The 12,188-nt window shown below is 67.7% G+C and carries 13 protein-coding genes; 8 read left to right on the top strand and 5 right to left on the bottom strand.

The window, feature by feature from the left end; genetic code table 11:
* Positions 1 to 15: 15 nt before the first annotated feature.
* Positions 16 to 552 (bottom strand): hypothetical protein, encoded by a 537-nt coding sequence (locus tag NEF64_RS01550; protein WP_234387490.1) that lies wholly within the window; start codon positions 550 to 552, stop codon positions 16 to 18.
* 90 nt (positions 553 to 642) lie between these two features.
* Positions 643 to 1,731 (bottom strand): alkene reductase, encoded by a 1,089-nt coding sequence (locus NEF64_RS01545; protein ID WP_056406682.1) that lies wholly within the window; start codon positions 1,729 to 1,731, stop codon positions 643 to 645.
* Positions 1,732 to 1,781: 50 nt separating this feature from the next.
* Here NEF64_RS01545 and NEF64_RS01540 point away from each other — a divergent pair, with 50 nt between their 5' ends.
* The 6 genes from NEF64_RS01540 to NEF64_RS01515 all read left to right on the top strand — a co-directional run bounded on the left by NEF64_RS01540 (position 1,782) and on the right by NEF64_RS01515 (position 7,813).
* Entirely contained in the window at positions 1,782 to 2,759 is a 978-nt protein-coding gene (locus tag NEF64_RS01540; RefSeq protein WP_082446880.1) for a DMT family transporter, read from the top strand.
* The gene (locus NEF64_RS01535; protein ID WP_056406680.1) at positions 2,756 to 3,409 is read left to right on the top strand and encodes a COQ9 family protein; all 654 of its coding nucleotides are present in this window, start codon (positions 2,756 to 2,758) and stop codon (positions 3,407 to 3,409) included. Before NEF64_RS01540 ends, NEF64_RS01535 begins: the two co-directional genes overlap by 4 nt.
* A gap of 106 nt (positions 3,410 to 3,515) precedes the next feature.
* A complete protein-coding gene (locus tag NEF64_RS01530) occupies positions 3,516 to 3,791 on the top strand; it encodes a FeoA family protein (RefSeq protein WP_031394931.1) in 276 nt (91 codons plus the stop codon).
* Between the two features lie 13 nt (positions 3,792 to 3,804).
* Positions 3,805 to 5,667: a ferrous iron transporter B gene (gene feoB / locus NEF64_RS01525; protein WP_031394932.1), complete on the top strand. Its 1,863-nt coding sequence runs from the start codon at positions 3,805 to 3,807 to the stop codon at positions 5,665 to 5,667.
* 8 nt (positions 5,668 to 5,675) lie between these two features.
* Positions 5,676 to 6,260 (top strand): single-stranded DNA-binding protein, encoded by a 585-nt coding sequence (gene ssb, locus NEF64_RS01520; protein WP_056406676.1) that lies wholly within the window; start codon positions 5,676 to 5,678, stop codon positions 6,258 to 6,260.
* Positions 6,261 to 6,265: 5 nt separating this feature from the next.
* The gene (locus NEF64_RS01515) at positions 6,266 to 7,813 is read left to right on the top strand and encodes a sensor histidine kinase (protein WP_252574549.1); all 1,548 of its coding nucleotides are present in this window, start codon (positions 6,266 to 6,268) and stop codon (positions 7,811 to 7,813) included.
* A 16-nt stretch (positions 7,814 to 7,829) separates the two neighbouring features.
* On the opposite strand, the gene NEF64_RS01510 is transcribed toward NEF64_RS01515, so the two are convergent.
* The 3 genes from NEF64_RS01510 to metX all read right to left on the bottom strand — a co-directional run bounded on the left by NEF64_RS01510 (position 7,830) and on the right by metX (position 10,092).
* Positions 7,830 to 8,225 (bottom strand): response regulator, encoded by a 396-nt coding sequence (locus tag NEF64_RS01510; protein WP_031439515.1) that lies wholly within the window; start codon positions 8,223 to 8,225, stop codon positions 7,830 to 7,832.
* Positions 8,226 to 8,335: 110 nt separating this feature from the next.
* Entirely contained in the window at positions 8,336 to 8,956 is a 621-nt protein-coding gene (metW, locus tag NEF64_RS01505; RefSeq protein ID WP_056406672.1) for a methionine biosynthesis protein MetW, read from the bottom strand.
* Positions 8,953 to 10,092 (bottom strand): homoserine O-acetyltransferase MetX, encoded by a 1,140-nt coding sequence (gene metX / locus NEF64_RS01500; protein WP_031393675.1) that lies wholly within the window; start codon positions 10,090 to 10,092, stop codon positions 8,953 to 8,955. The genes metW and metX overlap by 4 nt, the downstream gene beginning before the upstream one ends.
* 73 nt (positions 10,093 to 10,165) lie before the next feature.
* Here metX and hisC point away from each other — a divergent pair, with 73 nt between their 5' ends.
* Both hisC and NEF64_RS01490 read left to right on the top strand, forming a co-directional pair.
* Positions 10,166 to 11,263 carry a histidinol-phosphate transaminase gene (hisC, locus tag NEF64_RS01495; RefSeq protein ID WP_056407381.1) on the top strand — a complete coding sequence of 366 codons (1,098 nt, stop codon included), beginning with the start codon at positions 10,166 to 10,168 and terminating at the stop codon, positions 11,261 to 11,263.
* A complete protein-coding gene (locus NEF64_RS01490) occupies positions 11,263 to 12,171 on the top strand; it encodes a prephenate/arogenate dehydrogenase family protein (protein WP_031393673.1) in 909 nt (302 codons plus the stop codon). Before hisC ends, NEF64_RS01490 begins: the two co-directional genes overlap by 1 nt.
* The last annotated feature ends 17 nt before the right edge of the window (positions 12,172 to 12,188 follow it).

The following is a 12,188-nucleotide window of genomic DNA, read 5'->3' as shown; positions in this document are numbered from 1 at the left end:
CCACGATCGCCCTGATCATTCCTCGGGAGTGTCGCGCAGGGCGGCCTCGACCTCTTCGGCCGTGATTCCGAACGCGGCGGCCAGCGCGGCGATCGACGCGCCGCGGGCGGCGAGCGTGCGGATGCGGGCGGGGTCGACGATCGTCGTATAGCCGCGCGTGTCGCGTTCGGTCTTCGTCTCCTCGCCGCTGCGCGCACGCGCGCCCGAGCGGCGGCGCTTGGCGATCTTGAGCGCTTCCTCGTCATTGGCGGGCGGCGCGTCGAGGCGCGCGCGGATCCGCTGCGCTTCCTCGACCCGACGGGCTTCGCGCGCACGTTCCCGGTCCTGCGAGAGCGCATCGCGTTGCGCGGCGCGCGCTTCGGCGCGCTGATCAGTCGCGGCGAGGCGGTCCTGCGCGCGCTGTTCCCGCTCGCGGGCACGCTCTTCAGCGCGGCGGGCAGCGCGGTCCGCGGTGCCGGGCAGCAACGGGCCGGGGCCGCGATCGTTCAGCGGCCAGGCCGATGCGAGGCTGGATTTGGGGGGCGATTTCGGCGGGCCCCAGCCGTCGGTCATGTCATGTCCTGTCGTCACCGGTGCGCCGCGCACGACGCGAAAGCCGCGCTGCTATGCGATGGCGTCACCGGTGACAATCAGGCGGTCGGCTTAGGCGGGCACGGTTTCCAGCGCCGGATAGTCGATATATCCCTCGGGGCCCTGGCTGTACCAGGTCTTCGGGTTATCCTGCGCCAGCGGTGCGCCGGTGCGCAGACGCTCGGGCAGATCGGGGTTCGCGATGAACGTCCGGCCGAAGCTGATCGCATCGGCATCGCCCTTGTCGAGCTCGGCCTGCGCCTTTTCGAGCGTGTCGTAATCCGAGTTCACGACCAGCACGCCCTTGAAGACCTTGCGGATCGCCGGGCTGAGCTTCGGCACGTCGGTCTTGCCGAAGGTGCCATCGGGGCCGGGCTCGCGCAGCTCGAGGAAGGCGATGCCGAGATCGGACAGCGCTTTCGCGGCGGCGGTGAACAGCGGCTCGGGATTGCTGTCGTCGACGCCCTGCGAATCGCCGTTGGGCGAGAGACGGACGCTGGTACGATCGGCGCCGGCGACCGAGATCACGCGCTCGGTGACTTCGCGAAGCAGGCGGATGCGGTTCTCGATGCTGCCGCCATAGTCATCGGTGCGGCTGTTTGCGTTGTCGCGCAGGAACTGGTCGATCAGATAGCCGTTCGCGGCGTGAATCTGGACGCCGTCGAACCCGGCCTCGAGCGCGTTCTTCGTCGCGAGCTCATAGTCGTTCAGCAGTCGCGGGATTTCGTTCAGCTCGAGCGGACGCGCGACCTCGAAATCCTTCTTGCCCTCGAACGTGTGCGCCTGGCCTTCGGTCTTGGTTGCGGACGACGAAACGGGCTGGCCGCCGATCACCGACGAATGGACCTGGCGGCCCATGTGCCAGAGCTGCGCGATGATGCGGCCGCCGGCGGCGTGCACGGCTGCGGTGACGGGCTTCCACGCGGCAACCTGCGCATCGGTCCACAGACCCGGCGCGAATGGCCAGCCCAGGCCTTCGCGGCTGATGCCGGTGGCTTCCGAGATGATCAGGCCGGCGCTCGCGCGCTGCGTGTAATAGTCGATCATGAGGTCGGACGGGACGGCGTCCTTGTCCGAACGCCCGCGGGTGAGCGGCGCCATGAGGATGCGGTTGGGCGCTTCGACGGCGCCGAGCGTGATGGGATCGAAAAGGCTTGGCATGGGGGCTCCTTAATGCCTGACGGGGGCAAGATAGGACGCTACAGCGCGGCATGCATCGCCCCGCCCCGCAAAGAATATCTAGCGTGCCCGAAACGCCGACGGCGACGACGACCGGTGCCCCCGGCACGCTCGCGTTCGGCGCGCTGCTGATCGCCAATGTCGCGCTCGCATTCGGGCCGTGGTTCGTTCGTGCGACCGAGGTCGGACCGGTCGCGGCGGGTTTCTGGCGGCTGACGCTGGCGGTGCCGTTTCTCGTCCTGCTGGCCGCGCAACAGGGCGCGCGACCGACGCGGCTCGGGCGCGGCGTCTGGATCGGGCTGATCGCGGGCGGCGTGTGCTTCGCCGCGGATCTCGGCAGCTGGCATCTCGGCATCCTGCGCACCACGCTCGCCAATGCGACGCTGTTCGGCAATGCGGCGACGCTGATGTTCCCGATCTACGGGTTCCTCGTCGCGCGGACTTGGCCGACGCGGACACAGGGCTGGGCGCTGATGCTCGCCGCGGCAGGCGCGGCGCTGCTGCTCGGGCGCTCCTATCAGCTCGACGCAAAGAATCTGGCGGGCGACCTGCTCTGCATCCTCGCAGGGCTGCTCTACACGGTGTATTTCATCCTGATGGCGCGCGCGCGGACGACGCTCGCCCCCTTGTCCGCGCTGGTGCTGTCGACATTGGCGGGGATCGTGCCGTTGCTGGTCTTCGCGCTGGCGATGGGCGAGCGGATCGTGCCGACGCAATGGGGGCCGCTGATTGGGCTCGCGCTGTGCAGCCAGGTGCTCGGCCAGGGATTGATGATCTATGCGCTCGGGCGGTTTTCACCGCTGGTGATCGGCATCGCGCTGTTGATCCAGCCGGTCGTCGCAGGGACGGTCGGCTGGCTGGTCTATGGCGAGCGGCTCGGCCTGCCCGATCTGGCCGGCGTGGTGATGGTGGCGATCGCGCTGGTGCTGGTCCGCCGGACGCCGGCGGATCGCCCCCCTATTGAAGAGGCGCTCGACACGCCTGATCTTGGACGGCAGGAGACGGTATGACCCAAGACCTCACGCTCGACGAAATCCGTTCGCTGCTCGCCCCCGGCATCGCCGCCAATGCGGCGTTCGACGGGTGGAGCGACGCGGCGCGCGACATGGCGGCGGACGCGGCGGGGATCGACCGCGACGTCGCCGCGCTGGCCTTCGAACAGGGGCCGGTCGACATGATCGACGCCTGGTTCGCCGATATCGACGTCGCGATGCTCGCAAGCCTGCCGCCCGAACGGCTGTCGGCGATGAAGATCCGCGCCCGGATCGCCGCGCTGATCGAGGCCCGGCTGCAGGCGACCGCCGCCGACCGCGAATCGCTGCGCCGTGCGCTGGCGATCCTCGCCCTGCCGCAGAATTTGACAAAGGCGGGGCGGCTCGGGTGGCGGACGGTCGACACGATCTGGCGGGCCGCGGGCGACGTCGCGACCGATTACAATCATTATACCAAGCGGACGATCCTGCTCGGCGTCTATGCCGCGACGGTCACCGTCTTCCTCGACGACGACAGCGAGGGGTTTGCCGAGACGCGCGCGTTCCTCAGCCGGCGGATCGACGGCATCATGCGGTTCGAAACCGCAAAGTCAGGCTTTCTCAAGCGGACAGAGCATGGCTTCAGCCTGTCGCGGTTCGTCGGGCGGTTGCGCTATCCGGTGGCATGAGCCCGTTGCGGCGCATCGTCACGCGGCGATGGAATGCGCGCAATCTGCGTCAAGCGCGTGTGCCGGGGCTTCCCTTGGCGATCCGTTACTGATAATCAGTCGCATCATGGACACTCGCCCCGATCGTTCCGTCAGTCTTGAAACGCTGCCCCGCAAGCAGCATGGCATCGTCGCTGCGATCGACTGGGCCAGACTGGCAGGCCCGGAGGCACGCCGGCTGCGCGAACTCGGCTTTGACGAGGGTGTCGATGTCGAAGTTCTTCACCGCGCGACGCTGGGCCAGGGTCCGATCGCCTGCCGGATCGGCCGGATGACCGTTGCATTGCGGCGTGCGGTCGCAGGTGCGATTCGCGTATCACCCACGCCAGCCGCCGCAGAATAATCAGCCTGACGTTATGAACGCAGCACCGCTGGTCGCGCTGGTCGGCAATCCCAATGCCGGCAAGAGCGCGCTGTTCAATGCGCTGACAGGTGCGCGGCAGAAGGTCGGCAATTATCCAGGCGTGACGGTCGAGCGCAAGGCCGGACGGCTGACGCTCGACGACGGCCGCCCGGTCGAGCTGGTCGACCTGCCCGGCGCCTACAGCCTCGAGCCCTCCTCCCCCGATGAGCGCGTCACGCGCGACGTCGTCACCGGCACGCAGGACGGCGAACGCCTGCCCGATGCGCTGGTCGTGGTCGTCGATGCCGCCAATCTCGACAATCACCTGCGCTTCACGCTCCAGTTGATCGCGCTTGGCCTGCCCGTCGTGGTGGCGCTCAACATGGTCGACCTTGCCGAACGCGACGGGTTGAAACTCGACGCGGCGGTGCTTTCGCGCGAACTCGGCGTACCGGTGATCCCGACCGTCGCGGTCCGCAAACGCGGGCTCGACGCGCTGCGTGCGATCCTGACGCAGACTGTCGTCAACGGTCCGATCCGGCTGCGCAAGTCGGATGGCAGCGTGCAGGACGACATCGTCACGCTGCAACGGCGCGCGCGCGACATCGCGACGGCCGCAACGCTGTCCGAGACGCCGGTACGGCGCTGGACGCACATGCTCGACGGGGTCGCGCTGCATCCCATCGCCGGGCCGGTCCTGCTGCTGGCGATCATGTTCCTGATGTTCCAGGCGGTGTTCAGCTGGGCGCAGCCGTTCATGGACCTGATCGACGGCGGCTTCACGGCGCTGCAGGCGTTCATCACGTCGGAGCTTCCCGATTCGCTGCTCCGGTCGCTGCTGGTCGACGGGGTGATCAAGGGCGTCGGCGCTGTGATCGTGTTCCTGCCGCAGATCTTGATCCTGTTCCTCTTCATCCTCGTGCTCGAGGCGAGCGGCTACATGGTCCGCGCGGCGTTCCTGATGGACCGCGTGATGGCGAGCGTCGGGCTGTCGGGGCGCGCGTTCATTCCGCTGCTGTCGAGCTTTGCCTGCGCGATCCCCGGGATCATGGCGACGCGGACGATCGACGACGAAAAGGACCGGCTGACGACGATCCTGATCGCGCCACTGATGACCTGCTCCGCGCGGCTGCCGGTCTACACGCTGATCATCGGCGCATTCATTCCCAACACCCAGGTGCTGCCGTTCGTCGGCCTTCAGGGTCTGGTGATGCTCGGGCTCTACGTGATGGGGATCGTCGGGGCGTTCGTCGCCGCGCTGGTGCTGCGCCGGACGGTCACCAAGGGCGTGTCGTCGGGCTTCATGATGGAGATGCCGAAATATCAGTGGCCGCAGTGGCGCGACGTCGGCATCGGCCTGTGGAGCCGCGCGCAGATCTTCCTGAAGCGCGCGGGTGGCATCATCCTGATCTCCACCGTCATCCTCTGGGTGATGCTGAGCTTCCCCAAGCCGCCCGAGGGCAGCAAGGTATCGCCGGTCGATTATTCGGCGGCGGGACGGATCGCCAACGGCATCGCCCCGGTGTTCGCGCCGATCGGCTTCAACCGCGACATCGTGCTCGCGCTGATCCCGGCGATGGCCGCGCGCGAGGTTGCCGTCGCGGCGATCGGCACGGTCTATGCGATCGACGATCCCGACAGCAACCAGGGCGGCAAGGCGATGGTCGAGAATCTGCGCGGCCGCTGGACCCTGCCGACCGCGCTCGCCTTCCTGATGTGGTTCGTGTTCGCGCCGCAGTGCATCTCGACGATCGCCGTCACGCGTCGCGAGACGAACGGGTGGAAATGGCCGGCGTTCATGGTTGGCTATTTGTTCGCCGCCGCCTACATCATGGCCGGAATCACATATTGGCTGGCGGTGTTCGCCGGCCTCTGAGGGGCATCATGGCAGGCAGCGTCAACAAGGTCATCATCGTCGGCAATCTCGGCCGCGATCCCGAAAGCAAGCAGTTCCAGAACGGCGGCAAGGTCGTCAACCTGCGCATCGCGACGTCCGAGTCCTGGAAGGACAAGATGTCGGGCGAGCGCAAGGAAAAGACCGAATGGCATTCGGTCGCCATCTTCAACGAAGGCCTCGCCAACGTCGCGGAAAAGTATCTGCGCAAGGGCTCGAAGGTCTATATCGAGGGCGCGCTCCAGACCCGCAAATGGCAGGACGCGCAGGGCCAGGACAAGTATTCGACCGAGATCGTGCTGCAGGGCTTCAACAGCGTGCTGACGATGCTTGACGGCCCGAATGGCGGCCAGGGCGGCGGCGCAGGCGGTGGCGGTGGTAGCCGCGGCGGCGGCGACGACTGGGCCGGCGGCGGCAACGACTTTGGCGGCGGCTCGTCGGGCGGCGGCGGTTACGGCGGCGGCGGTGGCCGCTCGGCGCCGTCGGGTGGCGGCAGTGGCGGCGGCGCGCGCGGCGGCAGCTTTGGCCAGACCGGCGGGTTCTCGGACGATCTCGACGACGACGTGCCGTTCTAAGCGTCGTGACGCCACCCGTTTCGACTCCAGTAGCGCCGAGCGTGTTCGACGAGGCGGCGCGATCACGCGTCATCTCGTCCTACGATGTCGCGGGCGCGCGCATGCAGGGTGAGCTGGACGACATCGTGTCGTTCGCAGCCCGGTTGTGCGATGCGCCGATCGCGCTGCTGAGCCTGGTCGAGGAGGAATATCAGCGGTTCCTCTCACGCAGCGGCACCGATCTCGACCAGACGCCGCGGAGCCAGTCCTTCTGTGCGCATGCGATGCACCATCACGACGTGATGGAAGTGCCCGACGCGCAGGCCGATCCGCGGTTCGTGGACAACGCGCTCGTCACCGGTGCTCCGCATGTCCGCTTCTACGCGGGGGCGCCTCTGGTATCGAGCGAAGGCGTGCCGCTCGGCGCGCTGTGCGTGCTGGCGACGACGTCGCGGGCGGGGCTTACGCCGTTCCAGCGTGACGGGCTGACGCTGCTGGCTAAGGCGGCGATGGGGCGGCTCGACGATCGCCGGACCGCGCGCGAACAGGCCTTTGCCGAGGCGCGGGCGCGGCGTACGCTCGAGGCGAGCGATCTGCGGTTCCGGACGCTGGCCGACACGATGCCGCAGATGGTCTGGTCGACGCTGCCCGACGGCTTCCATGATTATTACAATGCGCGCTGGTACGAGTTTACCGGCACGACGCCCGGCACGACCGACGGCGAGGGCTGGAACGACGTGTTCCACCCCGAGGACCAGGACCGCGCCTGGACGATCTGGCGCCATTCGCTCGCCAGCGGCGAGCCCTATACGATCGAATATCGGCTGCGGCACCGGGACGGCACCTATCGCTGGGTGCTGGGCCGCGCGCTGCCCGTGCGCGACGACCAGGGCGCCATCACGCGCTGGTTCGGGACCTGCACCGACATCCACGAGCAGAAGCTCGCCTATGAAGAGCGCGAGGTGATCAGCCAGGAGCTGAGCCACCGGATCAAGAACATCTTCGCCGTCATCGCCGGACTCATCGCCTTTTCCGCGCGCGGCAAACCCGAATTCGCCGGGATCGCGACTGACCTGCGCCACCGGATCACCGCGCTGGGCCGTGCGCACGACTTTGTGCGCCCGCACAGCACCCAGTCGCGTCCGGAAGCCCCGCAGGACAGTCTGAAGGGCCTGCTGGGCGATCTGTTCGAACCCTATCGGCAAGACGGGACGGATCGTCTGGTCGTGATCGGCGACGATGTGCGGATCGACGATCGTTCCGCGACCCCGCTCGCCCTGCTGTTCCACGAGCTCGCGACGAACGCGACGAAATACGGCGCGCTGTCGACCGTCAATGGGCATGTTGCGCTGACGATCGGGCATGACGAGGATGGCGCCACGGGCGTGGTGCGCTTGACCTGGCGCGAGCAGGGTGGTCCGCCGATCGCACACCTGACGAGCCATAAGGGTTTTGGCAGTCAGCTGATCGAAATGAGTGCGGTTCGCCAGTTGGGCGGGACGGTGCGGCGCGATTGGCGTCCCGAGGGGCTGTGCGTCGAGATCGGGGTCCCCCTCCCCTCCTTCTGCCGCTGACCGCGCGGTCTCCCCGTCAGTTCCCGCGCCGTCGGATCTGGATCAGTTCGCTACCGCCGCGTAGCGCCTGACCCGTGGTCGCCAGTTCGGCCGCGGCGAGGATCGCGGCATCGTTGAACGGCTTGCGGATATAGCCGAGGCAATCGGCGTCGCCGATCTGGCTGGGATTGGCGGTGACGAAGACGACCTTCACGCCGTGATCGCGTGCAATCGTCTCCGCAATCGACGGGCCGGTCGGACCGTCGCGCAGATTGACGTCGACAAAGGCGAAATCGCATCCGGCCGCGGCGATGAGCGCGGTCTCCCGGTCCGCCGCAATCGCCACGACGTGATATCCGGCGTCGATCAGGATCCTTTCGAGATCAAGCGCGACGAAGATTTCATCTTCAACGATCATGGCGGTCTTGGTCATTGTCGTGGCAACCGTTGGCCGGGCTATCCGTTCCTTCGGTTTATTGATTTGAATCAAGAACGTGTAGCGAATTGAAACAAATAACCTGTGTTACCGGGGGAGCGCCCGGGTCATGCCCCCGGTTCGCCCCGCAACAGGAATACGGCGTGCTCGGCGAGCAGGTTGGCGGCGGCCGACGTCGTCTGCTTGTCGCCCGACAGGAACCAGGCACCCTCGACGATCACGCCGCGCTGCCGGAGGAACGCCCGGAAGTCGTCGATCGTGACGTGATGGATGTTGGGGGTGTCGTACCAGCTTTCGGGCAATTGCCGCGTGACCGGCATCCGCCCGCCCCACAGCAGCGACAGCCGCACACGCCAATGCGCGAAGTTGGGAAAGCTGACAAAGGCGCGCCGACCGATCCGCAGCAGATGGTCGAGCACCAGATCGGGCGCGCGCGCGGTCTGCAACGTCTGGCTGAGGATCGCATAGTCGAAGCTGGCATCGGGATAGCCCTGCAGGTCGACATCGGCGTCGCCCTGGATCACCGACAGGCCGCGGCCTACCGCGGCCGCAACGTTGCCCGGATCGATCTCCAGCCCGCGCGCATCGACACCGCGCTCGTCGCGAAGCGCCGCCATCAGCGCGCCGTCGCCGCATCCGACGTCGAGCACGCGCGACCCACGGGCCACGTGATGCGCGATGATCCCCAGGTCGGCGCGCAGCGTCTCCTGCGGCGTCGGGGTGCTCATGCCCCTGCCCTCAGAAATCCGTCGACGACGCGGTTGAGCTCGGGCGCCTCGAGCAGAAACGCGTCGTGTCCGTACGGGCTGCTGAGTTCGACGAAGCTGACCGGCGCACCTGCGGCATTGAGCGCCTGGACGATGCTGCGCGATTCCGCGGTCGGATAGAGCCAGTCGGTGTCGAAGCTGACGAGGCAGAAGCGCGCCCTGGTCGCGCGGAAGGCGTTGGCGAGCAGCCCGCCATGCTCCTCCGCGAGATCGAAATAATCCATCGCGCGGGTGATATAGAGATAGGAATTGGCGTCGAACCGGTCCGTGAAGGCGAGCCCCTGATGCCGCAGATAGCTCTCGACCTGGAAATCGGCGTCGAAGCCGAACGACTTGGCATCGCGCGCCTGCAGCCGTCGCCCGAATTTCTCGGTCAGCCCGGCTTCCGACAAATAGGTGATGTGCGCTGCCATCCGCGCTACCGCGAGCCCCGCGGTCGGCGCGGACTCATCGTGATAATCGCCGCCGCGCCAGTTCGGATCGGCCATCACCGCCTGGCGGCCAACCTCGTGAAAGGCGATGTTCTGCGCGGTGTGTCGCGCGGTCGATGCGATCACGACACAGGCGCGGACCCGGTCGGGGAAGGTCGCGGGCCAACTCAGCGCCTGCATCCCGCCCATCGATCCGCCGACCACCGCCTGCAGCACGTCGACGCCGAGATGATCGAGCAGCATCGCCTGCGCGCGAACCATGTCGCGGATCGTGATGACCGGAAATCCCATCGCCCAGGCGCGCCCGGTCGCGGGGTTGATCGTCGCCGGTCCCGACGAGCCCATGCAGCTGCCGAGCACATTGGCGCAGACGATGAAATGCCGCGCGGGATCGATCGGTCGCCCCTCACCGACCATCCGCGTCCACCAGCCGGGCTTGCCGGTCCGGGGATGCGTCGAGGCGACATGCTGATCACCGGTCAGCGCATGACAGATCAGGACCGCGTTCGAGGCGTCGGCGTTCAGCGTGCCATAGGTTTCATAGGCAATGTCGACCGGCGACAGCAGGACGCCGCCATCGAGCCGCAACGGTCCCGGCAAGGTCACGCGACGCGCCAGGCCGAAGCGCGCGTCGGTCGTCCGGTCGGGATCAATCGTGTCGAGCATGACGCGTCCGCTACCACAACCATTTGCCACTGCGCCACACCGACCGCTATGCCCCGCGGCCATGACAAACATCATGCCCGCACCCACGCCGAAGCCCTGGATCCTGGGGATCGCGCCGTACACGCCCGGTCGCTCGACGACCGATGATGGCCGCACGGTGATCAAGCTGTCGTCGAACGAGAACCCGCTTGGGACGAGCCCGGCGGCCAAGGCCGCGTTCGACGGCGCGGATCACACGCTCGAACGCTATCCCGACGCCAGCGCGACCGCGCTGCGCGAGGCACTGGCGGCGCATTACGACCTGGATCCGGCGCGCGTGATCTATGGCACCGGGTCGGACGAGATCCTGCATCTGGTCGCGGGCGCCTATGCGGGCCCCGGCGACGAGATCATCTATGTCCGCTACGGCTTTGCGGTGTACGAAATCGCGACGCGGCGCGTCGGCGCGGAGCCGGTCGTCGTCGACGACCGCGACTATGCGACCGATGTCGACGCGATCCTCGCCGCGGTCACCGAACGGACCCGCGTCGTGTTCGTCGCCAACCCGAACAACCCGACCGGCACGTTCACGCCGCGCGCCGAGATCGCCCGGCTGCACGCCGGCCTGCCGCGCTCGGTGCTGCTGGTGCTCGACCAGGCCTATGCCGAATATCTCAGCCCCGAGGAGGATGATGCGGGCCTCGCGCTGGCGATGACCGAGGCCAACGTGCTCGTCACGCGGACTTTCTCCAAGATCCACGGCCTTGCCGCCGAGCGGATCGGCTGGGGCTATGCCTGTGCGCCGATCATCGATGCGATGCACCGCATCCGCGCGCCCTTCAACGTCACGACGGCGGGCCAGGCGGCGGCCGTCGCGGCGCTGGCCGATACCGGCTTCGTCGATGCGACTCGCGCGCACAACGACCGCTGGCGCGGCTGGTTCGTCGAGCAGGTCGCGCAGATGGGCAATGCAGGGCTTCGCTGCGTGCCGTCCAAGGCGAATTTCGTGCTGGTCCTGTTCGAAGGTCAGCTGACCGCCGACGCGGCCTATCACGGGCTGATGGAGGCGGGGTATATCGTCCGCTGGCTGCCCGGACAGGGCCTTCCCAACGCGCTGCGCATCACGATCGGCACCGAGGATGAGACGCGCGGCGTGATCGCCGCGTTGCGCGCGCTGGTCGAGCGGGGCTGATGCTGCCGTTCGCACGCGTCACGATTCTGGGACTGGGGCTGATCGGATCGTCGATCGCGCGCGGCGTGCTGCAGGCGATGCCGACGGTGCGGCTCACCGGCTATGACGCCGATCCCGCGGTGCGTGCGACCGCGGACCGGCTAGAGTTGTGCCACGACATCGCCGACACCGCGGGCAGTGCGGTGATCGACGCCGATCTGGTAATCCTGTGCGTCCCCGTCGGCGCGATGGCGGCGGTCGCGGCGGAGTTTGCCGCGGACCTGCCCGCCGAGGCGATCGTCAGCGATGTCGGCAGCAGCAAGACCGAGGTTGCGCGCGTGCTGGCGGAGGCGCTGCCGGGTGCGACCGTGATCCCCGCGCATCCGGTCGCAGGGACCGAGCGCAGCGGGCCCGAAGCTGGGTTCGCGACATTGTTCAACCATCGCTGGTGCATCGTCACGCCCCCCGAGGGCGCCGATCCGGCTGCGGTCGAGCGGGTCGCCGAATTCTGGCGGCGGCTGGGCGCGCAGATCGAGTTCATGGCCCCGGATCATCATGACCGGGTGCTCGCGATCACCAGCCATCTGCCCCATCTGATCGCCTACACGATCGTCGGCACCGCGAGCGATCTGGAAGAGGTCACCCAGTCCGAGGTGATCAAATATTCGGCGGGCGGCTTTCGCGACTTCACGCGTATCGCGGCCTCGGATCCGACGATGTGGCGCGACGTGTTCCTGACCAACCGCGAGGCGGTGCTCGACATGCTGCAACGCTTTTCGGAGGATCTGAGCGCGCTGCAACGCGCCATCCGCTGGGGCAAGGGCGACGAGCTGTTCGACCTGTTCACGCGCACCCGCGCGGTGCGCCGGTCGATCGTCGAACAGGGTCAGGACGACGACGCCGCCGATTTCGGCCGCGCGCACGACTGACCCCGTTTGAGCGGCAC

It is taken from the genome of Sphingomonas aerolata (assembly GCF_023935825.1).
GTDB lineage: Bacteria > Pseudomonadota > Alphaproteobacteria > Sphingomonadales > Sphingomonadaceae > Sphingomonas > Sphingomonas aerolata.
This window is presented reverse-complemented; position numbering and strand designations above follow the sequence as displayed.